At 54.7% G+C, this 25243-nt stretch carries 19 protein-coding genes and 1 other annotated feature; of the genes, 7 read left to right on the forward strand and 12 right to left on the reverse strand.

The window, feature by feature from the left end; genetic code table 11:
• The first annotated feature begins 2 nt into the window (after window positions 1-2).
• The gene (locus WMO17_RS06740; RefSeq protein WP_349137730.1) at window positions 3-671 is read left to right on the forward strand and encodes a tyrosine-type recombinase/integrase; all 669 of its coding nucleotides are present in this window, start codon (window positions 3-5) and stop codon (window positions 669-671) included.
• Window positions 672-1388: 717 nt separating this feature from the next.
• Here WMO17_RS06740 and WMO17_RS06745 read toward each other — a convergent pair.
• From WMO17_RS06745 to WMO17_RS06760, 4 genes are all read right to left on the reverse strand, one after another.
• The gene (locus WMO17_RS06745) at window positions 1389-2864 is read right to left on the reverse strand and encodes a glycoside hydrolase family 32 protein (protein ID WP_349137731.1); all 1476 of its coding nucleotides are present in this window, start codon (window positions 2862-2864) and stop codon (window positions 1389-1391) included.
• A gap of 24 nt (window positions 2865-2888) precedes the next feature.
• Window positions 2889-4559 carry an extracellular solute-binding protein gene (locus WMO17_RS06750; RefSeq protein ID WP_349137732.1) on the reverse strand — a complete coding sequence of 557 codons (1671 nt, stop codon included), beginning with the start codon at window positions 4557-4559 and terminating at the stop codon, window positions 2889-2891.
• Between the two features lie 76 nt (window positions 4560-4635).
• Window positions 4636-5571, reverse strand: a complete 936-nt coding sequence (locus tag WMO17_RS06755; RefSeq protein ID WP_005945023.1) for a carbohydrate ABC transporter permease — start codon at window positions 5569-5571, stop codon at window positions 4636-4638.
• Complete coding sequence (locus WMO17_RS06760; RefSeq protein ID WP_005945026.1) at window positions 5555-6502, reverse strand: ABC transporter permease; 948 nt, start codon at window positions 6500-6502, stop codon at window positions 5555-5557. The genes WMO17_RS06755 and WMO17_RS06760 overlap by 17 nt, the downstream gene beginning before the upstream one ends.
• A 360-nt stretch (window positions 6503-6862) precedes the next feature.
• Here WMO17_RS06760 and WMO17_RS06765 point away from each other — a divergent pair, with 360 nt between their 5' ends.
• The 5 genes from WMO17_RS06765 to WMO17_RS06785 are packed head-to-tail and all read left to right on the forward strand — an operon-like array spanning window position 6863 to window position 12002.
• A complete protein-coding gene (locus WMO17_RS06765) occupies window positions 6863-7918 on the forward strand; it encodes a LacI family DNA-binding transcriptional regulator (protein ID WP_349137733.1) in 1056 nt (351 codons plus the stop codon).
• A 17-nt stretch (window positions 7919-7935) separates the two neighbouring features.
• Window positions 7936-8586, forward strand: a complete 651-nt coding sequence (locus tag WMO17_RS06770; RefSeq protein WP_349137734.1) for a YesL family protein — start codon at window positions 7936-7938, stop codon at window positions 8584-8586.
• Window positions 8573-9190: a hypothetical protein gene (locus WMO17_RS06775; RefSeq protein WP_349137735.1), complete on the forward strand. Its 618-nt coding sequence runs from the start codon at window positions 8573-8575 to the stop codon at window positions 9188-9190. Before WMO17_RS06770 ends, WMO17_RS06775 begins: the two co-directional genes overlap by 14 nt.
• A 43-nt stretch (window positions 9191-9233) precedes the next feature.
• On the forward strand, window positions 9234-10166 hold the full coding sequence (locus WMO17_RS06780) for a carbohydrate kinase family protein (protein ID WP_349137736.1): 933 nt from the start codon (window positions 9234-9236) through the stop codon (window positions 10164-10166).
• A gap of 3 nt (window positions 10167-10169) precedes the next feature.
• Entirely contained in the window at window positions 10170-12002 is a 1833-nt protein-coding gene (locus tag WMO17_RS06785; protein WP_349137737.1) for an amylosucrase, read from the forward strand.
• A gap of 212 nt (window positions 12003-12214) precedes the next feature.
• Here WMO17_RS06785 and WMO17_RS06790 read toward each other — a convergent pair whose 3' ends face one another.
• The 8 genes from WMO17_RS06790 to WMO17_RS06825 all read right to left on the reverse strand — a co-directional run bounded on the left by WMO17_RS06790 (window position 12215) and on the right by WMO17_RS06825 (window position 23841).
• On the reverse strand, window positions 12215-15271 hold the full coding sequence (locus WMO17_RS06790) for an autotransporter outer membrane beta-barrel domain-containing protein (RefSeq protein WP_349137738.1): 3057 nt from the start codon (window positions 15269-15271) through the stop codon (window positions 12215-12217).
• 219 nt (window positions 15272-15490) lie between these two features.
• Window positions 15491-18166, reverse strand: coding sequence for an InlB B-repeat-containing protein (locus WMO17_RS06795; protein ID WP_349137739.1), 2676 nt, complete (start codon window positions 18164-18166; stop codon window positions 15491-15493).
• A gap of 229 nt (window positions 18167-18395) precedes the next feature.
• Window positions 18396-19340 (reverse strand): bile acid:sodium symporter family protein, encoded by a 945-nt coding sequence (locus WMO17_RS06800; RefSeq protein ID WP_349137740.1) that lies wholly within the window; start codon window positions 19338-19340, stop codon window positions 18396-18398.
• Between the two features lie 79 nt (window positions 19341-19419).
• Window positions 19420-19676, reverse strand: a binding site (T-box leader).
• Between the two features lie 251 nt (window positions 19677-19927).
• Window positions 19928-20212 (reverse strand): hypothetical protein, encoded by a 285-nt coding sequence (locus WMO17_RS06805; RefSeq protein WP_349137741.1) that lies wholly within the window; start codon window positions 20210-20212, stop codon window positions 19928-19930.
• Window positions 20213-20419: 207 nt separating this feature from the next.
• Window positions 20420-21700 carry a TRAP transporter large permease gene (locus WMO17_RS06810; protein WP_349137742.1) on the reverse strand — a complete coding sequence of 427 codons (1281 nt, stop codon included), beginning with the start codon at window positions 21698-21700 and terminating at the stop codon, window positions 20420-20422.
• Window position 21701: 1 nt separating this feature from the next.
• Window positions 21702-22199 (reverse strand): TRAP transporter small permease, encoded by a 498-nt coding sequence (locus tag WMO17_RS06815; protein WP_179860418.1) that lies wholly within the window; start codon window positions 22197-22199, stop codon window positions 21702-21704.
• Between the two features lie 89 nt (window positions 22200-22288).
• Window positions 22289-23362: a TRAP transporter substrate-binding protein gene (locus WMO17_RS06820; RefSeq protein WP_349137743.1), complete on the reverse strand. Its 1074-nt coding sequence runs from the start codon at window positions 23360-23362 to the stop codon at window positions 22289-22291.
• A gap of 269 nt (window positions 23363-23631) precedes the next feature.
• The gene (locus WMO17_RS06825) at window positions 23632-23841 is read right to left on the reverse strand and encodes a hypothetical protein (protein ID WP_349137744.1); all 210 of its coding nucleotides are present in this window, start codon (window positions 23839-23841) and stop codon (window positions 23632-23634) included.
• 353 nt (window positions 23842-24194) lie between these two features.
• Here WMO17_RS06825 and WMO17_RS06830 point away from each other — a divergent pair, with 353 nt between their 5' ends.
• A complete protein-coding gene (locus WMO17_RS06830) occupies window positions 24195-25232 on the forward strand; it encodes a zinc-dependent alcohol dehydrogenase (protein WP_118526745.1) in 1038 nt (345 codons plus the stop codon).
• Window positions 25233-25243: the final 11 nt, after the last annotated feature.

Here is a 25243-nt window from a genome sequence, read left to right on the forward strand (position 1 = left end):
AAATGCAGGAAGAAGTCGAGCAGAAAACATTCAACATCGTGGTGTCTACTACAAAGTTGACCGCCCGGACAATTCTTAATGCCGGAAAAGCTGCCATTCAACAGCAGCAAGCGAAGATGGCTGGCGGCAAACAGAGCGTCCGAATGCTCCTGCGGCAGAATCGGGGTGTTTCCAGTGTGGAAATCGACAAAACAAATATCCGTGGGTTTGAACGGTATGCAAAAAAATATGGCATCCGCATTATTCCAATGATTGATGAAGTGTTCGATGCCTTTCTGGAAGAATACCAGTATCAAAAGGTCATTGGTTTCTGCACCGATGAAATTGATGGGTACTCCGGCTTTGTTTTCTGCACTGGTGATGGAAAGGTTTATCTCCCCAATGCCATCAACCGCACTATCCGCTCGATTTGTGCAGACTATAATAAGGAAGAAGAATCCAAGGCGAAGGAAGAAAATCGTGACCCGGTTCTTCTGCCAAAGTTTAGCTGCCATATCCTGCGGCACACATTCTGCACTCGCTTCTGCGAGAACGAAACCAACCTGAAGGTCATTCAGGAAATCATGGGTCATGCGGATATTTCCACCACAATGGATGTATACGCAGAAGCAACCCAAGAGAAAAAGAAAGAATCCATGGCCTCTCTGCAAAGCGCATTGCTTGTCCGGTAAGGCATAGATTCAAAATAACAGAAATGTTCCTCTCTGCTGGACAAAGAAGCACATCTCGTTTATCACGGTTTGACAGCGAACAACACCCGTTGTCACGGTTTCCGTCACGCTCCATCAAAAAAGGGCTGTGACCAAAACTGTACACAACTTTCGTGGACGCTGTTGGAGCTTGTTGGAGGGTTCATTGAAAAGAGGGTTTACTTCGTGGACGTTGTTGGAGTCTGACGGACGATAACAGAGCCAGTTCTTGCCACATCCCCACGATGAAGCCGATTGAGCAGTAAATTCCGCGTTTGCGCAGCAATGAAAGCCCCAGTGGGGCTTTTAAGCGGCCGAGCGGTCTTGCGCCAGCAAGATGGAGGGGCCTTGCCCCGACAAGCTCCAATTTGCAATTAGAAAAGCCTGAAACTTCTTGATGTACCGAGAAGTTTCAGGCTTTTTCTTTTGATGGATTTCCAGCGAAAATTGCGCCATACGCCAATTTTACGCCAAACGATGCAGGATTTTGTGCAGAGCAAAAAGAGCGTTGTTCGGGTTTGCGTAAGCAAAATGGAGGGGCCTTGCCCCGACAAGTTCGCGTTTAGCGCAAAGTTGGAGCATATGGTGGATGGGCGTAGACCTGTAAAGAGCTAATATAACAAACACAGCCCCGCTTTGGCGAAGGAGAAGCCAAAGCGGGGCTGTATTCAATGAAGGAGAAATGAAAGGAATATCAGGTTACAGATTCAACTCAAACTGTTCCACCGTAACAGTTGCTTTGCCATCGGCAGCAAAGGTGATGCCGTCGGCAGACTGGGGCGTGTAGATCCATGCGGTCATGGTCTGCTCACCGTCGTTGGCGAAAACTTCGATGCTGTTTTTATCCAGCAGGATGCGGAGCTTCAGGGCACCGTTCTGGCTGCGCACCTTGCAGCTGCGGCGGTGAACAATGTCGGCACGGGAACCGGCATAGCTGCGATCCAGTGTCAGCTCGGAGGTGTAGGGGTCGTAGGTCAGGCTGGTGTGATGGTCTGCATCGGCGGCCAGCTTCAGGGTGAAGGAGCGGTATTCGCCGGGCTGCACCGTGACGGTCAGGTCGGCCACACGGCCCTTGATGCCTTCCAGAGAAGTTTCGCTTTGCACCGTCACATTTTCGTGCAGGGTGCGCTTGCCGTGGACGGCGTCCAGCTCCCGCACCGGGGCCTGAACAATGCGTCCATCCTTGATGTGCAGCTCCCGGGGGCAGATGGTCTGCCCGAACCACTTGCAGCCCTTGGGCTTATCTTCGGTGTCCGACCATGTCTGCAGCCATGCGGTCATGATGCGGCGGCCGTCCGGGGCAAGGGTGGTCTGGGTGGCGTAGAAGTCGATGCCGCCGTCCATCAGCTGCACGTTTTCCTTGGTGAAGGTGTGGGTGGCTTGGTCGTAATTGCCGATGAAGGCAATCACGTTGTGACCGTTGTGGAACTCGCCCTTGGGCAGCATCTCCATGGGGCCGAGCATCAAGACCTGCTTGCCGTCCAGCGGGAAGAAGTCCGGGCACTCCCACATTTTGCCGTACTGATTGTTGCAGCGTTCCAGCACCGTGACAAAGTGCCAGTCGAAGCCGTCCTTGCTCTGGAACAGTGCTGCTGCGCCGCTGCCGTCCTCGGCCAGGCAGACGGTGACGGCGGAGTAGGTGCCGTCGGCCTCACGCCAGATCTTGGGGTCCCGGAAATCGAACTTACTGAAGCCCTCCGGCAGGTCTTTCTGGGTCAGCACCGGGTTGCAGGCAGGCTTTTCGTAGTTGAGACCGTCACCGATGGCAATGCTCTGGGTCTGGATGTCCCGCATCTCCCCATTGGGCTGCTTTTCTGCCACCACACTGGTGTACATCAGCAGCTGCTTGCCGTCATCCATCTCGGTAGCAGAACCGGAGAAGCAGCCGGGGCCGTTGTCCGCCGGGGAATCCGGGGCGAGTGCACAGGGCAGATACTCCCAGTGCAGCAGGTCGGTGCTGACCGCGTGACCCCAGTGCATGGGCGCCCACCGCACATCGTAGGGGTTATACTGATAGAACTGGTGATACTTCCCTTTATAATAAGAGAAGCCGTTGGGGTCGTTGAGCCAGCCCACATAAGGAGTCATGTGGTAAGCAGGGCGTTCCGCCGGGGAAATGGCAGCGCCGTGCTCGGCCTCATAGGCACGGGCTTTTTGTAAAGTCAAATCGTTCATGGAATCCTCCAAAGGAAAGAATTCTTATGCGTAGTAAGCATCCAGATATTTCTGCATAATGCCCAGATAGTCGGACAGGCCGTAGTCTTCCAGCTTGCTCAGATATTCGTTCCACTCTGCATCCGTAGTGCCGTTCATGATCCAGTCGGCCTTCTGCGTATTCATGTAGGTCTGCAGATCTGCCTGCAGGTTAGAGACCTGCTCGGTGTCCTCGCTGCTCATAAAGACATTGGGATAGACATAATCGTTGTTCATATCCGGGGTGTAGATCTCCTTGATCCAGTCCAGACGATACTGTGCATCGTCCGGGCAGGTAACGTATACACCATAGTAATCATCCAGAACCGCCAGAGGTCCACTGACACACTGCGCTTCACGGACTTCCACGGGAGAAGCATCGCCCAGAGGAGCGTGCTTCAGCATGGGCTCGCCCTTATCGTTGGTGGACAGTTCAAAGATGTTAAAGCCTTCCGCATCGCCGTAAGTACCCCAGTTGTTCTGCGGAGACTGGAGGGGTGCGTACATCTGATCCAGCCATGCGCAAACCAGTGCAGGGTTCGTCGCCTTTGCGGTGACAACGCATCTGCCGCGGGCAAAGCCGCTGGTGAAAGAGCCGTTCTGCGGAGTGATATTCCGGGTATCGGCGGTCAGGGCGGGCAGCGGCTCCCAGTCGGTCAGGTTGTCAATGTTGGCAACATCCCAGCTGAAACAGACACCATAGCGGCCAGCCTTGCCCTTGGAAACATAGGTGGACCACTCCTGCGTGAAGCACTCCGGGTCGATGAGCTTCTCGGCATACAGCTTGTGCAGCCAGTCCAGACCATCACGGTAGCCCTGCTGGGTGGCGGCACAGATAACTTTCCGGTCATTGGTAACGGCAATATGGCGGTCCTTGTCAGCATCGCCGTAGCCTTCACCAAAGCCATTGATGAGGATGCTGGGGTCCTGATCGCCGTTGTTGACGATGCAGGACATGGGGATGATGTCGCCGTCAATGCCATACTCTGCCTTGATAGAAGCAGCGTTATCACGGAATGCAATCAGCACCTGCTCAAACTCGTCCACTGTGGTGGGCATCGACAGACCGAGGAAGTTCAGCCACTTGGTATTGATGAAGCTCATGTTGCCAATGGTCTGGATGGCGGTCTTTTCCGAGCCGAGCTGCTCGATCCAGGGCAGTGCCCAGATGTGGCCATCGCTGTCGGTGCACATGGTGCGGTACTCCGGGTACTGCTCAAAGACCTTCTGGAGATAAGGCATATTGTTGTCAATGTAGTCTTCCAGATTGAGGATGACACCCTGATCTGCGTAGCGCAGCAGATTGCTGTCGGTAAAATCAGCAGTAAAAACAAAATCCGTCAGGGTGTTGGGGTTGGACATATTCAGGGTGATCTTATCGCTCCACTGGTCGGACTGGATGGCGGTCCAGTCGATGTGCACATTGGTCTGCTCTTCCAGACGCTTGAAGATGGTGCGGTTGTTCGGTTCGGGTTCGCTGCCCACAGGGAAGCTGGTCATACCGGTAAAGGTGACCTTTTCGGACAGCGGAAATGTAACGGCACCGGTCACGTCCACAGCTGCGGCAGCAGAATCGCCGCTGCCGGTGGATTTGCCGCCACAGGCAGACAGAGCAGCGGCAGAGCCCGCCAGAGCGCAGACCTTGAGGAAGTTGCGGCGAGAGATCAGCTTTTTCATGGTATTTTCTCCTTTTTCGTGTTTCTTTTTTCGTGTAACAGATGAGCGTACCTGCTTATAAAATTCTGGAATATCCTCAGCCTTTAATGGAACCAGCCATGATGCCGGCATCAAAATACTTCTGGAAGAAGGGATACATCACCAGCAGCGGCAGGCTGGAAATAATAATGGTTGCATATTTGAGCAGTTCTGCCATCTTGGCACGTTCGGCAGTGCTCTGGATATCTGCGATCATGCCGGATTCCGGCTGGCTCTGGATCAGGATGGAACGCAGCACCAGCTGCAGCGGCTGCTTCGATGCGCTGTTCAGGTAGATCATGGCGTCAAAGTAGCTGTTCCACATGGCCACGAACTGCCACAGGGCCAGAACTGCCACCACCGGCATACAGACGGGCAGCAGGATCTTGAAGAAGTAAAGCATCTCGCTGGCTCCATCCACATCCGCAGCTTCGCGCAGCTCACGCGGGACGCCTTGATAATAGGTACGGGCAATGATCATGTTCCACACGCTGAATGCTCCCGGCAGAATGACCGCCCACATGGAATCCAGCAGACCCAGATTGTTGATGAGCAGGTAGGTGGGGATCAGACCGCCGCTGAAAAACATCGTGATCACAAACAAGGTGTTGAAGATCTTTTTGCCTTTGAAGTCCGGCAGCGACATGGGATAAGCGGCAAGCATCGTCACAGCTACCGAGATGATGGTGAAGATGATCGAGTAAAGCACTGCGTTCCTGAAGCCGACCCAGATCTGCTTGTCCGAAACGACACGCTGGTAAGCATCCAGACTCCACTTGCTGAAATCAAAGGAGATGCCCTTGTTTTGCAGCGTGACCGGGTCCATAAAGGACGCGATAACGATGTAGATCATCGGAACGATGATCGCCAGCAGGAACAAGCCCAGAAGTGCGTAGCCGCAGTACAGGATGATCTTATCTTGTCTGGTGTAGAGGGCCATTTTTGATTTTTTCTGTTTTGCCATGGTAAACCCCTCCTTACAAGCCCTTGCCATCGTTCATTTTGGCAACGATCTTGTTCACTGCGATCAGCAGGATGACGTTGACAACGGTGTTGAACAGACCGACTGCCGTGGAAAAGCTGTAATCGCCGTCCAACAGGCCCTTTTTATAAACGTACGTTGCAATGATCTCGGCAGTGTTCAGGTTCAGGTCCGTTTGCAGGGCATAGGCCTTTTCAAAACCGATGCTCATGATGTTGCCTGCCTGCAGGATAAACTGAATAACAACCATATCCTTAATGGCGGGCCACTCCACCGTCATGATCTGCTGGATCAGGTTTGCGCCGTCGATCATCGCAGCTTCCTTCAGATCTTTGCTGGCGTTAGAAAGGGATGCGGTGTACATGATGGATGCCCAGCCTGCACCCTGCCAGATGCCGCTGATGATGTAGATGGGGCGGAACGCTTCCGGCAGCGTCATGAAGTTGATGCTGGTGTGAAGCAGGCCGTTCACCGGACCGGTGACACTCAGCAGCACCCGGACGATGCCGCACAGCACGATGACCGAGATGAAGTTGGGCATATACAGCACCAGCTGCACCTTCTGCTTGATCTTCTTGCTCTCGATACGGTTGAGCAGGAATGCCAGCAGGATGGGGATCGGGAAGCCCCACAGCAGACCGTAGACGCTCAGCTTCAGGGTGTTGATCAGATAACGCTGGAAGTCCGGCGAGGACATGAAGCGGGTAAAGTTTTTGAAGCCTACCCACTCGCTGCCCCAGATGCCCTTGAAGGGATTGTACTTCTGGAACGCGATCAGCACACCGCCCATGGGAGCGTACTTGAACACCAGCGTCAGCGCCACGGCAGGCAGCAGGAACAACAGGTAAAGCTGCCAATGCCGTTTGATGTAGACCCATGTGTTGTGCAGCTTGCGTTCTGCTGTCAGCACAGCCGTTTCCGGCGAGGCCGTCTTTGCTTTCATGAATCATTCTCCTCCTTTTTGATTTGCTTGCCGTTTGATTCGCACTTTACATTTGCACCTTTGAATTTTACGTTTTTCACTTCTATTGTGCAAATGTAAAATCCTTTGATTTATTTATACCACTCACGCAAGCGAATGTCAACGATAATTCATGGTATACATCAAAAATTATTGTGGATTTGTACAGATGCACAAATCCAAAAGTGCGCAAATATGCAAAATGATGATTTGCATTTTTGCATTTGACTAATTTGTGCATTTGCACTATACTGGAGTCGCAAAGAATAAGATCCGTCACCGGACTTTATCTATAAAAGAAAGAACACCCGCCCCCTATATTGTAAAGAAAGAGGATGACTTATGGCAACCAAAGTCACCATTCAGGATATTGCAAACGAACTGCAGCTTTCCCGCAACACAGTTTCAAAGGCCATCAACAACACCGGTGTGCTGGCAGATGCCACACGGGAGAAGATCCTGCGCAAAGCCGCCGAAATGGGCTATAAGCAGTTTGCCTATCTGCCGCTGTTTCAGGAAGACACTGCAAAAGCAGCAGAGCATTCCATTCTGCCGAGTGACAAACGGGAGATCGCCATGCTGACGACCCAGTTTCTGAGCAGCTCTCACTTTTCCTCCATGATGCTGGATCGTTTCCAGTCGGAAATCGAGCATCTGCATAGCTGCACGACCATTCATCGCATTTCTCCCATAGAGCTGAAAGAGAAAAAGCTTCCATCTTCTCTCAACATCCAGCGCACAGCCGGCATCATCTGCATTGAAGTATTCGACTATGACTACGCACAGATGCTGTGCGATCTGGATGTTCCGCTGCTGTTTGTAGACACCCCTGTGATGGATATGCGTCCTCCCCTTAAAGCTGACCGCCTTTATATGGAAAACCGCATTGAGATCCAGAATGCGGTGGCCCACATGGTCCAGCGCGGCAAAAAACGCATCAGCTTTGCGGGGGATAAAAACCACTGTCAGTCCTTTTTTGAGCGTTATATGGCTTATAAGGATGCAGTGGAGTACTTTGGTCTGACAGAAGGCCTGAGCACCTGTGCGATGCCATCTGGACAGCAGAACTATCCGGTATCCCTGTACGAAACCATACGTCGGTTCAAAACGATGCCGGATGCCTTTGTCTGCGCCAATGACTTTGTTGCCATGGATCTGGTCAAGGCATTGAATGAGCTGGGGTATTCGGTTCCCGATGATATCTGGGTCTGCGGCTTCGATGACAGTCAGGAGGCTTCCTACTTTGCCCCCCATCTGACTTCGATCCATATCCATGGACAGATCATGGGCTACACCGCTGCCAATCTGCTTATGACCCGCATCGAAGAGCCATCGCTGAACTATCGCACCGTCTATACGGAAACCAACCTGATCCTGCGCGAATCCACAGGAGATTGAGCGAAAGGAGAACCCCCATGCGTGACCTGTGCAATACGGACAAGCCGCTGTTTGCTGTGCTGACGAAATTGACTTACAGTGCTTACCTGAACATCTTATGGCTCGTGTGCAGCCTGCCCATCGTTACCATAGGAGCTTCTACGACCGCATTGTTCTACGTCACGCTCAAAATGGCGGAAGATCGGGACGATGGTCTGACCCGGATGTTTTTTAAGGCGTTCCGGGAAAATTTTAAGCCTGCCACAAAACTCTGGCTGATCCTGCTGACAGTCGGCAGTTTCCTCGTTGCGGATGGCTTTGTGCTGCGCCGAATGTGGAGCGAAAACATTTTCTGGACGCTGCTCACTGCAGTGCTTATTGGTGCGGCAATTCTGTACGGCATCGTTCTGCTGTATGCCTTTCCTCTGCTGGCACGGTTTGAAAACACCACCTTCGGCATCCTGAAAACAGCGTTTCTCGTGGGTGTCCGGTATCTGTTTTGCACCCTGCTGATGGCGGCGATCTATGGCATCATGGGGTACGTCATAGTGTTTGTGTTCACGCCTGCATTCCTGCTGGGCATGGGCTTGTGCGCCATGCTCTGCTCCTTTCTGATGCTTCGGATTCTCTATCTGATCGGTGGAGACCCTGATGCAGTACACGAGGAATACGACCATGACAAAAACTGACCGGGATACGCTCCGCTCTCTCCATGGGCGCAAAAAGTGGGAGCACATCTGGGCATATTACAAGCTGCCCATTGTGATCGTGCTCATCGTCGTCTATATCCTCGGGTATGCAGCCTACCGTCATGTGACGAAAAAAGAGGATGTGCTTTACCTTGGTCTGGTAAATATCACTGCCGGGTCTGATCTGACGGAACAGCTTACCACCGGCTTTGCCGAGGCGCAGGGTCTGACCAAAAAGCAACAGGTCGATCTGCTGTCCGGCTTGCTGCTCAGCGAAAGCGAACGCGCAGAGGAGCAGTATGTATATGCTTCGGAGATGAAGCTGCTGGGTGCAGTCAGTGCCCAGCGGTTAGATGTTGTTCTGATGGACGAATATGCACGGGATCGACTGTTGGCAGATGATTATTTTCTCGATCTGCGGACACTGGATGCGTCTTTCCATGCACTGTCGGGTCTGAACGCCGGTGGGACCGTGCTGGATATTTCGGACACGCCGTTTGTCAGGCAGGCAGGTTTTTCTGGCAGGGTCTATCTTGGGGTAGTGCAGAATGCACCGCACCCGGAGCGTGCAGCCGCTTACATTCATTATCTGTTCCAGCGGTGACCGTTGGGTTTTAGCTTATAGGATAAAAATAAGGAGAAAACGCATGGACATTTTAACGATTGGTGAAGTTTTGATCGACCTGACCCAGACCGGCAAGGATGCGCGCGGCATCCCCCAGTTTGCCGCAAACCCCGGCGGTGCACCGGCCAATCTGGCTGTGGCTGCTTCCAGACTGGGCGCACAGACCGCCTTTATCGGCAAGGTGGGTGCGGATGCCTTTGGCCGCTACCTGAAAGAGGTTCTGGCAGAAAACAAGGTAGACGTTTCCGGCATGGCGGTGGATGCAGACCATCCCACCACTATGGCTGTTGTCTCGGTGGATGCCACCGGTGAGCGGGATTTCAGCTTCTACCGCAGCGCCAACGCTGACGTGATGCTGTGCAAGGAGGACATTTCGGACGAGGCTCTGAAGGCTGCCAAAATCGTCCACTTCGGCTCTGTCAGCCTCACCGCTGACCCCTCCCGCACTGCCACGCTGGATGCCGCCGCCCGTGCCAAAAAGCTGGGTGCTACCATCACCTACGACCCCAACTACCGTGCAAACCTCTGGAAGAACAAAGAGGATGCCATTGCACAGATGAAAGCTCCCCTGCCGCTGGTGGATATCCTGAAGGTGTCCGATGAAGAACTTCCCCTGCTCACCGGAACCACTGACTGCGAAAGCGGCACGGCACAACTGGCACAGAACGGCATCCGGCTGATTTTCGTCACCTTGGGTGCAAATGGCGTATTCTACCGCTTTGGGGACAAGACCGGCCATGTGGCAGGTGTCCCCTGCAAGGTGGGTGATACCAACGGCGCAGGCGACACTTTCTTTGGGGCGGCTCTGTCCAAGCTCTGCAAGGAGAAGCTGGACACCCTGACGGTGGACAAGCTGGAAGGCATTCTGGCCTTTGCCAACAAAGCGGCCAGCATCACCACCAGCCGACATGGTGCTATCCCCGCCATGCCCACCCTTGCAGAAGTGGAGGGCTGAACCATGGCAGCAAAACAGGAATTTGCGTCCCGGTTTGCCAAGCACAAGGACGAGCTGGAATGGCTGTTCATGGAACTGTACCACAACCGGGAAGGGCTGGAAGTTCTGGAGCGGGAGATGGCAGAAGCCTACAACGCCCGCAGCGCCGAGCTGAAAGCACTGGACAAGGCGCGCTCTGCCGACCCGGAGTGGTACAAGCGGGGCAATATGTTCGGCATGACCATGTACACCGACCTCTTTGCCGGAAACCTGAAAGAACTGGCAAAGAAGCTGCCCTACCTCAAGGAGCAGAAGCTGACCTATCTGCACCTGATGCCTCTGCTGCAGATGCCCCATCCCCACAACGATGGCGGCTATGCGGTGGAGGATTTTGACACCGTAGACCCGGCCCTTGGCACCAACAAAGATCTGGAAAACCTGACCCGGGAGCTGCGGAAAGCAGGCATCAGCCTGTGTCTGGATTTTGTCATGAATCACACCGCCAGCACCCACCGCTGGGCCATGGCGGCAAAAGCCGGAGACCCGTGGTTTCAGGCCTATTACCATCTCTACGAGGACCGCACCATCCCCGACCAGTACGAGCAGACGGTGCCTCAGGTGTTCCCCAACACCGCACCCGGCAACTTTACATGGTGTGAGGAAATGCACAAGTGGGTGCTGACCACCTTCCACGACTACCAGTGGGATCTGAACTACGCAAACCCGGCGGTGTTCGTGGACATGACCAAGAGCATTCTGCATCTGGCAAATCTGGGCGTAGAGGTGTTCCGCATTGATGCAGTGCCTTATATCTGGAAGCAGCTGGGCACCACCTGCCGCAATCTGCCCCAGGTGCACACCATCGTGCGGATGCTGCGCATGGTGCTGGAATGCGTCTGCCCGGCGGTCATCCTCAAGGGCGAGGTGGTCATGGCTCCCAAGGAGCTGGCCGCCTATTTCGGCACCCCGGAAAAACCGGAATGCCACATGCTCTACAACGTGTCCACCATGGTCAACCTGTGGGGTGCCCTTGCCAGCCGGGATACCCGGCTGCTGAAGGCGCAGCTGGATGCCCTCCATGCCCTGCCGGACAACTGCTGGTTCGTGAACTATCTGCGCTGCCACGATGATATCGGCTGGGGTCTGGATGAGGCGGTGGAGAAGCGGCTTGGCATTGACCCGCAGAAGCACAAGGAATATCTGTATCACTTCTATGAGGGCAATTTCCCCGGCAGCTGGGCAAAGGGTGAGCTGTACAACTACGACCCCGCCACCGGCGATGCCCGCAGCTGCGGCACCACCGCCAGCCTGTGCGGTATCGAGCAGGCACTGGAAAAAGGCGATAAAACCGCACTGGACTACGCCGTAAAGCGTGACCTGCTGCTGCACACTTCCATGGCGTTTTTGCAGGGCTTCCCCATGCTGAACTGCGGGGATGAAATTGCACAGCTCAACGGCTGGGACTACAAAAACGACCCTGACCGTGTGGAGGACAGCCGCAATCTGCACCGCAGCAAATTCAACTGGGAGGATGCCAAGCAGCGCACCCGGAAGGGCACGCTGCAAAACAAGTTGTGGCAGGGCATGGAGCAGCTGCGCCAAATGCGTGCAGACCCCTGCTTTGCCCCGGATGCATGGGTGACCACATGGGACAGCCACAACCCCGGTGTGCTGGCGCTGGTACGCAAGCGCGGCGAGGAAACGCTGGTGGGGCTATTCAACTTTACCGAGTACCCGGCAGGGGCAAGTCTGGACGCTCTGGGCGGCGAGTATCACACCCCGGAGGGCACTTCCGTCTGGCTGGCGGATGTGGAACTGGAGCCGTATCAGGCACTGCTGGTAAAAACAAATAAGTAAAGCGGAATACTCCGGTAACTTTCTCTTGGTCGGAAAGTTGCCGGAGTATTTTTGTTTCGCGCAAACTGCAAGGTCACTGGATCATTGAAATGTCGGAGATGATTGCCACCGCCAATGCCACGCGTGCCTGCGCAAAAAATCCCCCCGATACCGGGTATCCGGTATCGGGGGGATCTGTCATTCTGAGGCTTTACGGAGGAAGCGCTCAGAGGTTACTTTTTGGGGAACGCCTTGTTCCAGATCTCAATGGTCTTGAACTTGGGCATCCAGCCGTCCGATTCAAACTTGCCTTCCCGTGCATCCAGCAGACCCTGCTCCACGCACCACTGAGCGGCCTTGGCCTGCTCGGCATCGGTGATGTCTGCAAAGGCGGGCTGTGCGGCGGGTTCGGGCTTGCCCTTCTCAGTCCAGATGAGCAGTGCCAGCTGGCCGCGGTTTGCCGGGATGGCCGCGCCCTCGGGCAGGAGGTTGTGCAGGATGACGCGGGTGGCGATCTCGTAGCCGCCCCAGATGGCTGCACCGCCCACGGCCACGGCGGCAATGGTGCCACCTGTGGTATCCATGGGTGCAGGTTCTACGCCGAAGTCTTCATCAATAGGTTCGTCCGGTCCGGCCACCGGGCTGGCCGACCAGTGGGCGATCAGTTTGACCGGGTAAACGGGCATCTCAAACGTCGTGGCCGCGCTCTTGGCATTGTCCAGCTTGAGCTGCAGATTTTCCGGAATGCCACCGGGGAATTTCTCGTAGAAGCTATCGGGGTACTTGATCTCCCATTCCACGAACTCCATGCCGGGGTATTTCTCGGCATCATACGGGGTAGCTGTGATCTCCACCGTGGTGCCGATCTCTGCGGGGATATCGCCGCCCTCGCCCAGAGTGGACTTTGCCGTGCCGCCCGTAACAGTAACAGTACTCCTCAGCACGGAAGCGGGGATGCTGTAAACGGCGGTCAGCTTCACGCCGTCCTGCGGCATGGTAAAGACGATCTTTTCCGTGCCCTTTTCCGTTTCGGAGCCCAGACTACCCTCAATTATGCCAATATTCTTGCTGGAATCTTTTTCCACCTTCCAGTGATGGAACGACTCATTCTCCTTGGCAGGCTCATCGGCTTCGATCGTGACGGTCTGGCCCGGCTGTACGAACACCGTGCCCGTCTGGCTTTCGCCCTCTCCGACGCGGATCGTGCCGCCCTTCACTGTGACCTGCATATCTAATACAGGTGCCGGGAAGCTATAAGAAGCTTTCAGCTCCACCGGGCTGGCCGGCATGGTGAAGGTCATAGTTTTTTCGGTATTTTTCTGCGCTTCGGTCAGTTCAAAGCTTTCCGGGCTGATCACTTTCCAGCCGCCGAACTTTGTAACACTCGGGTTTTTGTTCTCACCGCTCACTGTGACCTTTTCGCCTGCAAAGGCGGTAGTCAGTTTTCCATCCGTGTCACCAACGACCTGCGCGGTGCCGTTTTTCACGGTAATGCTGTAAGTCTCCCTCGGCTCAATGCGCAGGTATCTTTTTTCTATTGTCTCAGGAATCGGGGTAATGCGGGAGTCCTTGTACTCCGAAGATTTGGCGTACTCCGAAGATTTGGCCATGATATAGACATAGGGTTTGCCATTCGCCTGAGTGAAGCTCACTTTGCCAAGGTTCTCGTAACTGTAACGGTTACTGTCCAGTTCCACAATACCGCTGCATGTGATCTCTGCGCCGTCCTGACCGATCGAACGATTCACACTGCCGGACGTCACCGTCACATTGTTTGCACTCTTCACCGTCAGCTTCGAAACCGTCGTGCCATGCTCATTACCAAGCTTTATATCGCCAATACAGTCAATCATCGTTTCGCCGCTAATGCCGCCTTCGGTCGTGACCGTGTCTGCCTTCACGGTAAGGCCATTCGTTATCAGGTTTCGGCCGTCACCACGCGAACCGCCCCAATTTTCGAGGATCACATCACCGGAACAGGTGATCTCCGCCTTGCCTTGAATTGCTGCAGCCGCACCGCCACCTAGCTTGGTCACTTTCACATCCTTTGCGCCGTTTACGGTCAGGTCACCTTCCACAACGTGGGATGCATCCGCTTCCAGATCAATGGAAACATCCTCCGGTGCCGTGATGGTCAGGGCGCCTTCAAAGGATTTTCCATCCTTCAGCTTCAGGGTCTTTTCCTCAATGTCATAGCAGAGGGCACCGTCGCTTAAGATATCTTTATAGTTTACACCGTTAACAGCTGTCTCATTGACCATAATATCCCAGTTTGCGGTATTCTCCACATTGCCGTTTTGGTTCACATAGGTGATGGCACCGGTCAGGTTGCTTTTGTCGATTTCGCCATTCGTGCCGCCAATCCAGACACCAGTACCGGATTTTACGGTAACATTGCCGCCGGTGATCTGGATGTTTTCGCCTTTGCCATTCACTCGCCCGCCGCCAATAGCCGCAACTTTTTCACCGCCGCCGGACTCTGCATGTACCGTGCCGCCATTGATGGTGATGTCTTTGCCGTTGCCCTTGAGGCCGCCGCCAATGCCTGCTGCTTCGCTGCCGCCATAAGCCGTTACATCACCGTCATTGATCGTAATATTGCTGCCGCCGAGCATACCCGGACGGTTGCCCACATTGCCGCTGCCGATGCCTGCACCCCATTCACCGCCGTGGGCGGTGATGGTGCCGCTTTCGATCACAATATTGCTGCAGCCTTTCTGGGAACCACTGCCAATGCCTGCGCCGCCCTGACCGCCGTAGGCTTCCAGCGTACCGGTGCCGCTGATGGTCAGGGTCCCGTTGTCGTCGGCCTTTTCCACACCGGCGTGGCCCCAGCCGCTTTGCAGGGTATTCGTGCCGCTGATGATCAGCTCCACATCACCGCTGACCGAGACTGCCGCACCGGAAGCATCGATATTGACATTATGCAGCGTCACTTTTGCTGCCGTGGTGCCGCCTTCGATGGTCAGGGTGTTGGTCGTCCGGCCGCCGTCCGTTGTGATATACAGATTACCACTTTGCTGGGCTTCATTATCGCCCTGCTTGGCATACTGTTTGCCATCATCCCCAATATAGACTGTGATGCTGCCGTACTTGAGATTCATCTGATACTCAGGTTCTGCCATCATATCGTTCTCTTCGTCCAGCACGCTCACCGCGCTTTTGGCGGCGGTGCTCTGCTGGAGCAGGGCATCGGTGCTTGCGGCCAGAGCCGGGGCGGAAAGGCTGAACATCATGCACGCTGCCAGCGCAGCGGAAGCTGCCCGCCGGGCCAAAATATTTCGTTTCATAGGGGTTCCTCCTTTGCGAAAATTATTACGGGGGGGGGTATGCATTACGGTACTTTGATTATCTCACACTTTACCGGATTTTGGAAGCAAACCTGCGTGAATCGCCCTAAAAGCAGCGTGAAAAGCATGATTTGTGCCGGTTCTGTTGCAGTTGTCCGGCCCGCAGGCACAGCAAAGCCCCCCGGCAGGCCTTCGTCTGCCGGGGGGCTGTTTGCTGTTTTACTGCTTGGGGAATGCCTTATTCCACACTTCGATCACCTTGAACTTCGGGGTCCAGCCTTCGGGCTCAAAGCGGTCGCCCTTGGCATCCATGGTGCCCTGCTCGGTGCACCACTGTGCGGCCTTTGCCATGTCAGCGTCGGCCACATCCGCAAAGGCGGGTGCGCCTGCGGGTTCGGGTCTGCCTGCGGTGTTCCACACCAGCAGGGCCAGCTGGCCGCGGTTTGCCGGGATGGCTGCGCCCTCGGGCAGGAGGCCGTTCAGGATGATGCGGGTGGCGATCTCGTAGCCGCCCCAGATGGCTGCACCACCAACGGCCACGGCGGCAATTGCACCGCCCGTGGTATCCATGGGTGCAGGTTCTACGCCGAAGTCTTCATCAATAGGTTCGTCCGGGTCAGGCTTGGCCACCGGGCTTGCCGACCAGTGGGCGATCAGTTTGACCGGGTAAACGGGCATCTTAAACGTCGTGGTCGCGCTCTTGGCATTGTCCAGCTTGAGCTGCAGATTTTCCGGAATGCCACCGGGGAATTTCTCGTAGAAGCTATCGGGGTACTTGATCTCCCATTCCACGAACTCCATGCCGGGGTATTTCTCGGCATCATATGGGGTAGCTGTGATCTTCACCTCGGTGCCGATCTCTGCGGGGATATCGCTGCCCTCGCCCAGAGTGGACTTTGCCGTGCCGCCCTCAACAGTAACGGTACTCCTCAGCACGGAAGCGGGGATGCTGTAAACGGCGGTCAGATTCACGCCGTCCTGCGGCATGGTAAAGACGATCTTTTCCGTGCCCTTTTCCGTTTCGGAACCCAGACTACCCTCAATTATGCCAATATTCTTGCTGGAATCTTTTTCCACCTTCCAGTGATGGAACGACTCATTCTCCTTGGCAGGCTCATCGGCTTCGATCGTGACGGTCTGGCCCGGCTGTACGAACACCGTGCCCGTCTGGCTTTTGCCCTCTCCGACGCGGATCGTGCCGCCATTCACTGTGACCTGCATATCTAATACAGGTGCCGGGAAACTATAAGAAGCTTTCAGCTCCACCGGGCTGGCCGGCATGGTGAAGGTCATGCTTTCTTCGGTATTTTTCTGCTCTTCGGTCAGTTCAAAGCCTTCCGGGCTGATCACTTTCCAGCCGCCGAACTTTGTAACATCCGGGTTTCTGTTCTTACCGCTCACCGTGACCTTTTCGCCCTGCAGCACAAAGATTGTTTCTCCGCTCTCGGTGCCTGCTTCGGCAATGCCGTTGACCACCGTAACAGCGGCACGGTACACAGCAGTCAGCTTGACCGCCGCATCCGGCATGGTAAACTTCAGCGGGTTGGCTTTCAGTTCTTCCTCGGTCTTGCCAATATCACCGCCAGACACCACCCAGTGGTCAAACTGGTAGCCATCCGCGCTGCGATCGGTCGCAGTCACGGTCACGTCTGCATCCGGGCGGGCAAAGTCCACCGCGTTGCCGTTCACTTCGGCAGTGCCGCCGGTCACACTCAACTTGCTGGCGTAGTGCGCAGTCAGCTCCACTTCGCCTGCAGGCATGATGAATTCAAACGATTTTTCTCTCAGCTTATCGGCATCAATGGTAAAGCCATCAGGAGCTACCACTTCCCAGCCGTCAAACTTCCGGTCGTCAGATTCGGCTCCGGTTGCAGTAACCTTGACCTTCTGGCCCTTAAAGCTGTCCAACTGAGCTTCTGTTGTATCGCCCACTGTAACAGTGCCATTGTTTACCTTGATCCTGGCGTTCTGCTTTTCTTCAATACGCAGGTAGCGATAGGGCACATCGGACGGGATAGGCGTAACGCTTGCATCAATTGCGCCCTCATCTGCACCTTCGCTGGTATAGTAGACGTAGTTTTTGCCTTTTGCCTGTGTAAAGGTGACAGTGCCCACAGGGCCGCCCTGTGCGTTGTTTTTCAGGATCACAGTGCCGGAAGCGGTGATTTGGGTGTTTTCGGAAATCGCTTGTGTGTCATTGATTATAACAGTAACATTATCAGCCTTGTTGATCGTCAGGTTTTTCGCCGCTCTACCGTCGGTACTCTCAATGGTCACGTTACCCTCGCTGGTGATATTTGCGTTGTCCGTTACAACGCTGTAGCCTGCAGAAAGGATCACTTCGCTGGAATCATAAATGTTCAGGCTTCCGTTCACAGCCCTATTTTTGTCGCTGCGGATATCCACCTTACCGGTGCAGTTGATCGTGCTGGTATCACCTCTGGAGAAAATCGCATCATACTCATCACTGCTGATCGTTACATTATGTGCCTTCACTACGATCAGTTTATCCGTTACTGTGCTGCTATTTTCTCCCTTCAGTTCTATATCCTTGCCGGGTGCGTTGATTTTTTGAAGCGACCTTGGTAGTTTGCCATTCGACTTCAACGTTTGGGTGGTCGGGTCATAACTCAGCACACCCTTATTTAAAATGTCTTTATAGTTTTTGCTGGTAACGCGGGTTGGTGTAGTGGATTCACCGCCTACTTCAAGGCCATAATCCTGCACATCCTCATCGTTCTCTTCGTCCAGCACGCTCACGGCGCTGCGGCGAGTCATGCTCAACTGCATCAGCGCATCGGTGCTTTCGGCCAGCGCCGGAGCGGAAAAGGTGAACATCATGCATCCGGCCAGTGCCGCCGATACTGCACGCCGGATAAGTTTGCCTTGTTTCATGGTACAACCTCCTTTTTCCCCTCGCATTTTTACGGGGGGGGGTATATATTACAGTATCTTGATTATCCCACACTTTACCGCATTTTGGAAGCAAACCTGCGTGAATCGCCCTAAAAGCAGCGTGAAAAGCACGATTTGTGCCGGTTCTGTTGCAGATGTCCGGCCCACAGGCACAGCAAAACCCCCGGCAGGTTTGCGCCTGCCGGGGGCTTTACTGTGTTATGAAAGATCAATCCTTCTTCTCTGCTGTGCGGGCAAAGAAGTTGGCGAGGATCGCACCGGAAATGTTATGCCACACGGAGAACACAGCGCCGGGAATGGTAGCCAGCGGATACTGTGCAAAGTGTGCGGCGGCCAGACTGGTTGCAAGGCCGGAGTTCTGCATGCCCACCTCGATGGAGATCGCGCGGCACTTGGTGGAGTCCAGCTTGAGCAGCTTGCCCACGCCAAAGCCGGTGAGATAGCCCAGCACATTGTGCAGGATGACCACCACAAGGATCAGCAGACCGCTGGTCATGATCTTGGCGCTGTTGGCGGAGACCACGGCGCAGATGATCAGCACGATGGCGGTAGTGGAGACCAGAGGCAGCACACGGACGGCTTCCTCGGTGAACTTATGGAAGAAGTGATTGACCACAAAGCCCAGTGCGATGGGCACCAGCACCACCTTGACGATGGACATGAACATGCTCATGGGGTTCACGTCAACACGCTGGCCAGCGTACAGCAGGGTGAGCAGCGGGGTGAGGAGCGGAGCCAGCACGGTGGAAACAGCGGTCATGCCAACGGACAGTGCAACGTCGCCCTTGGAAAGGTAGGTCATCACGTTGGAAGAGGTGCCGCCGGGGCAGGTGCCAACCAGGATCACGCCAATGGCCAGCTCGGTGGGCAGGTGGAACACCTGCGTGAGCGCCCATGCCAGAAACGGCATGAGGGTGAACTGTGCAACGCAGCCGATAATCACGTCCTTCGGGCGGCTGAACACCACCTTGAAGTCCCCCGGCTTCAGGGTAAGGCCCATGCCGAACATCACGATGCCCAGCAGGTTATTGACCCACGCCGTCTTTACCACGCTGAACGGGCCGGGGAAGAACAGGGCACCCGCGGCCACCACAATAACGATGGCGGCCATGTACTTGCCCACAAAGTCGCTTACTTTTTCCAGTGTCTTCATAATTGTTTCTCCTTTTCCTTCTGACATGCTTTGGGACAAAAGCATCCGCAAAACAAAACGCCCTTGTCCCCTACGGTCTGTAAGAGACAAAGGCGTATAATATCCTCTGCGGTACCACTCTTATTGCCAGCACAACGCTGACCACTCAGTGCACGTCCAACAACGCGCGGCCCGTGATAACGGGGGCCTGCCGTTCCTGCTTACTGGGGCGCACACTGCCCATTCAGCCGGAAAGCTCGGAGAGGATCTTCCCACGGATGCCCTGCACTGCCTTGCACCAACCGGCAGCTCTCTGCAGCATTCCTTCCGGGTACTTTTTCTCGTCATAGCCGTAATATTCTTGGTGACATGGAGTATACTCCCCTGCAAAGGCAAAGTCAATAGAATGGGGCCTTCTGATTTTTCATGCAGTTCATTTCAGGAGTGAAAGTGGTTCACGCAGCAGACAAAGCAGAACGGCATCGATGCCGACTGCTCCGGCAGGATGACGCGAAGCCATGGTCTAAAGAGTAGGCCGCAATGCCATCCCATCACACAACAAAAGACCGCTCATCTTTTCGGGTGAGCGGTCTTGCTGTTTCTGCGGTTTATTCGCCTTTGGCTTTTGTAAGCAGCATGTGCACGTATTCCGCGCAGGCATCCCAGTCGCGGGCGGCGACCTTGTCCTTCGGCATCAGGCTGCTGGCAAGGCCCACGCCAAGGCATCCCGCCTTGCGGAACTCCGGGATGTTCTCCGGCGTTACGCCGCCAATGGCAGTGTTGCTCTCGGCCCCCGCAATGCGGATGCCGTAGTTGGAAACATAGCGCAGCGGGCCCATGCGGTCCGGCGCAAAGGCGGCCATGGTCTCGCCAAGGGTAACAAGTTGTGCCATAAACAATGCTCCTTTCCGGGTCTTTGGCAAAAAAAGAGAATCAGGCCGCTTCCACCCGGGAGGGATGAAAGCAGCCTGACCTCTGCACGAATGGTTTCTGTTTTGGGAGATCGTTGGGAAGTAATGGAGAATGCAAAGCAAGGGATAGGAGATTTAGGAGAAAATTTAGAAAAAGCTTTTCATGAGCATCTGCTGTCCGGTTGCAGATCAGGCCAGCATGTTGGGGATGGTCAGGCAGATAGCCGGGCAGTAAGCAACTGCGAACATGACCGCGATGAACAGAAGGATGAACGGCCACATTTCCTTGAGCAGATTGGTGAACTTGATCTTTGCAACAGCGGTTGCGATGTACAGGGTAACGCCAACGGGAGGAGTGATGCCGCCCAGAATGAAGGTGAGCACCATGACCATGCCGAAGTGGATGCCGTCGATGCCGGCAGCTGCGGCGATGGGGTAGAAGATGGGCACCATGATGATGGCGGCAGAGGTGGTATCCATGAACATGCCGATGATGCACATGGCAATGATCATCAGGAGCATCAGGATGTTGGGGTTGGTGGAGATGCCGGTCAGCAGAGCGGACACCTGCTCGGGGAACTTCTCAATGGCCAGGCAGTAACCGAATGCGGTGGTGCTTGCCACGATGAGCATGGTCATGCCGGAGGTGCGGGCTGCGCTGAGGACCGTCTTGATGGCACCCTCAAAGGTGAACTCCTTGTAGACGAAGATGCCGATGATCAGACCGTAAGCACCGGCGATTGCACCGGCCTCGGTTGCAGTGAACACACCGGACAGGATGCCGCCAATGATGATCAGAGGCATGACCAGCGCAGGCAGAGCATTGATGAAGGACTTGACCATGCGCTTGAAGTCGAACTTGACCTTCACATCGCCGTCGTACTTGGCAGGGTTCTTCTTTGCCTTGATGAAAGCGTAGATCATCTGACTGACACCCACCAGAATGCCGGGGATCACGCCTGCCATGAACAGCTTACCAACGGAGATACCGGTAATGGAGCTGTATAGCACCATCAGGATGGAAGGCGGAATGATGGAACCGATGGTTGCGGATGCAGCGGTGACGGCAGTGGCGTAGTCGCGGTCGAAACCGGCTTCGTCCATGGAGCCGATCAGCATGCCGCCGATGGAAGCAACGTCGGCAGAGGTGGAGCCGGAAACGCCTGCAAACAGCATGGATGCCAGAATGTTGACGTGTGCCAGACCGCCGGGGATAAAGCCGACCAGCTCGTTTGCAAAGCCGACGATGCGCTTGGTAACGCCACAGGCATTCATGATCTCGCCTGCGAAGATGAACAGCGGAATTGCCATCAGGGTGAAGGAGTCACCACCAGCGAAGATGCGCTGGGTGAGGATGACGAGATCTTTACCGTTCAGGGCCAGATACAGCATGGAGGAGATGCCGACGCCGAACGCAACAGGCACGCCGATGAGCAGCATCAGAAAGAAGATACCAATGATCATCCACATATTACATGCCACCTCCCATGTCGCCTGCATCTAATTTTTCGCTGCCGCCCTTGCCCAGCAGGAGAAGCAGCTCTTCAATGAACATACCGGCACTGCCAATGACCATGGCCAGATACACAACAGACATGGGCAGATGCATGGTGCTGGAACGGTTGGTCCAGTTCTCAATAACCATGCGGGTGCTCATGCAGAAGAATATGGCCAGATAGGCAAGAACCAGCACGCGGGAGAACTTTTTCACGATGGTGTGCAGCGGCTCCGGAAGAGCATCCACCACGATGTCCAGACCGATGTGGCCGTCGTCGCGCATGACGTAGATGGAGCCGAGATAGACCATGCCTGCAAAGGTGTAGCGGCCAAACTCGACTGCAAAGCTCAGCGGCGAGTTAAAGATATAACGCATGATAACGTTCAGGGTGGTAACACCGAACATTGCGATGAAGAGAACCAGAATGCACACATTCAGGATCTTATCCACCGTTTTACGCACATTTTTCATGCGGGGTTCATCTCCTTTTATTCAATTAAGTGCGGGCAAGCCCTTTGAGGCCTGCCCGCACATTTTTTCAGGGAAAGACGGACGGTCTATCAGAGAGCAACACCCATGGAAGTCAGGATCTGCTTGCCGACATCGGTCTTTGCGCAAGCATATGCGTTGTAGTTGATCTTTGCCTTCAGGCTGTCAACATCGGTGTCCACCACTTCCAGACCGGCACCTTTCAGAGCGTCGAAGTTTGCATCGCTGCCGTCCTTGGTAGCATTCAGGCCAAACTCGCAGGCTTCCTTAGCGGCCTCGGTCAGGATGTTCTGCTGCTCTTCGGTCAGCTTCTGGAACACCTGCTCGGAAACGGAGATGGTGGTGGGTCCAATGATGTGGTTGGAAACGTTGACGTACTTGCACACTTCCTGCATGGAGGCGGACATGATGGACTCGGGGATGTTCTCCACAGCGGACACCAGACCGGTATCCAGTGCGGTGTAGGTCTCGCCCCATGCCACAGGAGTGGGAGCAGCGCCCAGCTGGGTGAAGGTCTCTTTATAAGTAGAGGAGTCCGGGATGCGGATGATCAGGCCGGACATATCGTCCACGGTGTTCAGAGGCTTATCGGTGGTAAAGATCTGACGGAATGCCAGCACGTAGTAGTCCAGAATGCGGACATTGGTCTTGTCCAGGATCATCTGTGCAACGGTGGTGCCAGCCTCACCGGCCAGCTTCTCAGCGCAGTCGTCGTAGCTGCTGTATACGAAGGGCAGGCACAGGCAGCCGGCCTCGTCCACGTAGTTTGCATAGAACTCGGCAGCGATCACGGCCAGATCCAGAGTGCCGTTGGTCAGGGCCTGCAGGTTCTCGGTCTCGGTGCCCAGAGTTGCAGCGGAGTAAACGTCCACCTTCATCTTGCCCTCGGACTTCTCAGCGACCAGACGAGCGAACTCCTCAGCAGTCTTGTTGATGGAGTGGCTTGCAGCCATCTGGTGGCTCATGGTCAGGGTGACATCGGCCTTGACATCATCGTACTTGCCGGCAGCGGCGGTGCTGGATGCAGCCGTGCTGGATGCAGTGGCGGTGGAGCCGGAAGTGACACCGCAGCCAGCCAGAGCAGCGGCAGCTGCGGTCACGCCAGCAGCCTTCAGGAAATCACGGCGGTTGATGTACTGTTTCATCTTGTTGTCCTCCAATTTTCTTAAACATCATGACCGGGCTTGTGTCAGCCGGTCTGCACGTACTTTTCTGGCGCCCACCTGCGTGGGACTTTCTGTTGCCAACATAATAGCATGTAATACAAGCATTGTCAACATTCTTTTTACAAGTTACATGTTTTTTGTGCAGAGTGCACTTGTTTCAAAATGCAAATCTGTACAATTCAAAGATAAAACTTAAGATTTTTAGCCACTTTTGTTATACTTTTGACTTTTTTGACGTTTCATCGTTGTCACATCTCTTCATATTCCTGTGCTTTTTGTCCGTTCAAGTTGACGTTTTTCACTTTTGGGGCTTCATTTTCTTCTGCCGGCTTCCACCGTCCACCGCCTCTTTCTCCCCTCTTCCGACCCGATCCGGCACCGCTGGCGCACCCCAACTTGTTTTTTGGCCGAAACAAGTTCATCTTCCGCAAGAGGCATTTATAATAGGAAATATCCATAAAACAATCCGTCCTGCCATTTTTTCTGTGATACATGTCCAGTTTCGTCAGAATTCCTGCCCGCAGCTGCTATTCTTTGCCGTATCTTTATTTTTAATACTCCTTCTATTCCGCTCTTATGCTCTGCCGGGCGCTTGTCTTGACATCAGTTTCCGTCTTGTATCACAAAACGGCATGCCCAGAATTGTGCAGTTAGTCGAAAATCATCCTTAAATCCCTGTTTTTTCAAATTTCCTCTTGCTTTTCTTGTATTGTCGTGTATACTAAAGCCAATGAATCTTGTATTACAACAAGATACGACGACGGAACATTTACAAGAAGATCACTGATCACCAACAAGGAGGTCTACTGTTATGAAAGAGTGTTGGGTCACCGAGCCGCTCCACTTTGAGATGCGCGAGACTGAGATCCCTGAACCGAAGGACAACGAAGTCCAGATCAAGATGATGGCTGCTGGTGTCTGCGGCAGCGACATCCATATTTATAAGGGCGAGAACCCCAACTCCCGCTACCCGCTGATCCCCGGCCACGAGAATGTTGGTCTGGTCACCAAGGTTGGCGCAGACTGCAAAAACATCAAGGTGGGCGACCACGTCGTGATTGACTACGTGATTCGCTGCGGCGAGTGCTACCAGTGCAAGCATGGCCGCGGCAATGTCTGCGAGCACGTTCTGGTGCGCGGCAGCGGCACCAACGGCGGCTGGCGTGAATACTGGTGCGTCGAAGAGCCTTACGTCTACAAGATCGACGACAGCATTCCCTGGAAAGATGCCGCTCTGATCGAGCCGCTGACCATCGGCGAGCACAGCACCAGCCGTGCAGGCGTGTGCGAGGACGATGTGGTGTTCATTCTGGGCACCGGCACCATCGGCACCATCATTGCACAGGCCTGCAAGCTCAAGGGTGCTAAAACCGTCATCTGCTGCGACATCAGCGACAGTAGTCTGGAGCGCAGCAAGCAGTTCGGTGCCGATTACACCGTGAACAGCAAAACGCAGGACATCGTTGCCGAAGTGCAGAAGATCACCAACGGCCACGGCTGCACCGTCGCATTCGACTCCGCCTGCTTCCCCGGCAGCCTGACCATGATCATGCAGCCCGGCATCGTGTGCAACGCAGGCCGTGTGGTCCCCATGGGCTTCTGCACCGTGCCCGAAAAGATCACTCAGCAGATGATCAATGGCCGTGAGCTGACCATCTGCGGCACCCGCATGAGCCTGAACCAGTGGGTCCCCACTGCACAGAAGATGGCCGAGGGCAAGTACCACATGGAAGGTCTTGCAACCACCTTCGTCAAGTTCAGCGAGATCGAAAAGGTCTTCGACAACATCGTTCATCCGGACCCGGCCGTCAAGAAGACCGTTATCCTGTTCGACGGCGCAGAGGACTGACCCTCTGGCCC

Origin of the sequence: Faecalibacterium faecis (assembly GCF_040096475.1) — a bacterium.
GTDB lineage: Bacteria > Bacillota > Clostridia > Oscillospirales > Ruminococcaceae > Faecalibacterium > Faecalibacterium taiwanense.

What these genes read in the sequence shown, in the direction of transcription:
- WMO17_RS06795 (WP_349137739.1), bottom strand. Translation starts at nt 18,166, where the DNA reads ATGAAACAAGGCAAACTTATCCGGCGTGCAGTATCGGCGGCACTGGCC.
- WMO17_RS06815 (WP_179860418.1), bottom strand. Translation starts at nt 22,199, where the DNA reads ATGAAAAATGTGCGTAAAACGGTGGATAAGATCCTGAATGTGTGCATT.
- WMO17_RS06825 (WP_349137744.1), bottom strand. Translation starts at nt 23,841, where the DNA reads ATGGATATTTCCTATTATAAATGCCTCTTGCGGAAGATGAACTTGTTT.
- WMO17_RS06755 (WP_005945023.1), bottom strand. Translation starts at nt 5,571, where the DNA reads ATGGCAAGGGCTTGTAAGGAGGGGTTTACCATGGCAAAACAGAAAAAA.
- WMO17_RS06820 (WP_349137743.1), bottom strand. Translation starts at nt 23,362, where the DNA reads ATGAAACAGTACATCAACCGCCGTGATTTCCTGAAGGCTGCTGGCGTG.
- WMO17_RS06775 (WP_349137735.1), top strand. Translation starts at nt 8,573, where the DNA reads ATGACAAAAACTGACCGGGATACGCTCCGCTCTCTCCATGGGCGCAAA.
- WMO17_RS06750 (WP_349137732.1), bottom strand. Translation starts at nt 4,559, where the DNA reads ATGAAAAAGCTGATCTCTCGCCGCAACTTCCTCAAGGTCTGCGCTCTG.
- WMO17_RS06830 (WP_118526745.1), top strand. Translation starts at nt 24,195, where the DNA reads ATGAAAGAGTGTTGGGTCACCGAGCCGCTCCACTTTGAGATGCGCGAG.
- WMO17_RS06810 (WP_349137742.1), bottom strand. Translation starts at nt 21,700, where the DNA reads ATGTGGATGATCATTGGTATCTTCTTTCTGATGCTGCTCATCGGCGTG.
- WMO17_RS06785 (WP_349137737.1), top strand. Translation starts at nt 10,170, where the DNA reads ATGGCAGCAAAACAGGAATTTGCGTCCCGGTTTGCCAAGCACAAGGAC.
- WMO17_RS06745 (WP_349137731.1), bottom strand. Translation starts at nt 2,864, where the DNA reads ATGAACGATTTGACTTTACAAAAAGCCCGTGCCTATGAGGCCGAGCAC.
- WMO17_RS06760 (WP_005945026.1), bottom strand. Translation starts at nt 6,502, where the DNA reads ATGAAAGCAAAGACGGCCTCGCCGGAAACGGCTGTGCTGACAGCAGAA.
- WMO17_RS06800 (WP_349137740.1), bottom strand. Translation starts at nt 19,340, where the DNA reads ATGAAGACACTGGAAAAAGTAAGCGACTTTGTGGGCAAGTACATGGCC.
- WMO17_RS06790 (WP_349137738.1), bottom strand. Translation starts at nt 15,271, where the DNA reads ATGAAACGAAATATTTTGGCCCGGCGGGCAGCTTCCGCTGCGCTGGCA.
- WMO17_RS06770 (WP_349137734.1), top strand. Translation starts at nt 7,936, where the DNA reads ATGCGTGACCTGTGCAATACGGACAAGCCGCTGTTTGCTGTGCTGACG.
- WMO17_RS06740 (WP_349137730.1), top strand. Translation starts at nt 3, where the DNA reads ATGCAGGAAGAAGTCGAGCAGAAAACATTCAACATCGTGGTGTCTACT.
- WMO17_RS06780 (WP_349137736.1), top strand. Translation starts at nt 9,234, where the DNA reads ATGGACATTTTAACGATTGGTGAAGTTTTGATCGACCTGACCCAGACC.
- WMO17_RS06805 (WP_349137741.1), bottom strand. Translation starts at nt 20,212, where the DNA reads ATGGCACAACTTGTTACCCTTGGCGAGACCATGGCCGCCTTTGCGCCG.
- WMO17_RS06765 (WP_349137733.1), top strand. Translation starts at nt 6,863, where the DNA reads ATGGCAACCAAAGTCACCATTCAGGATATTGCAAACGAACTGCAGCTT.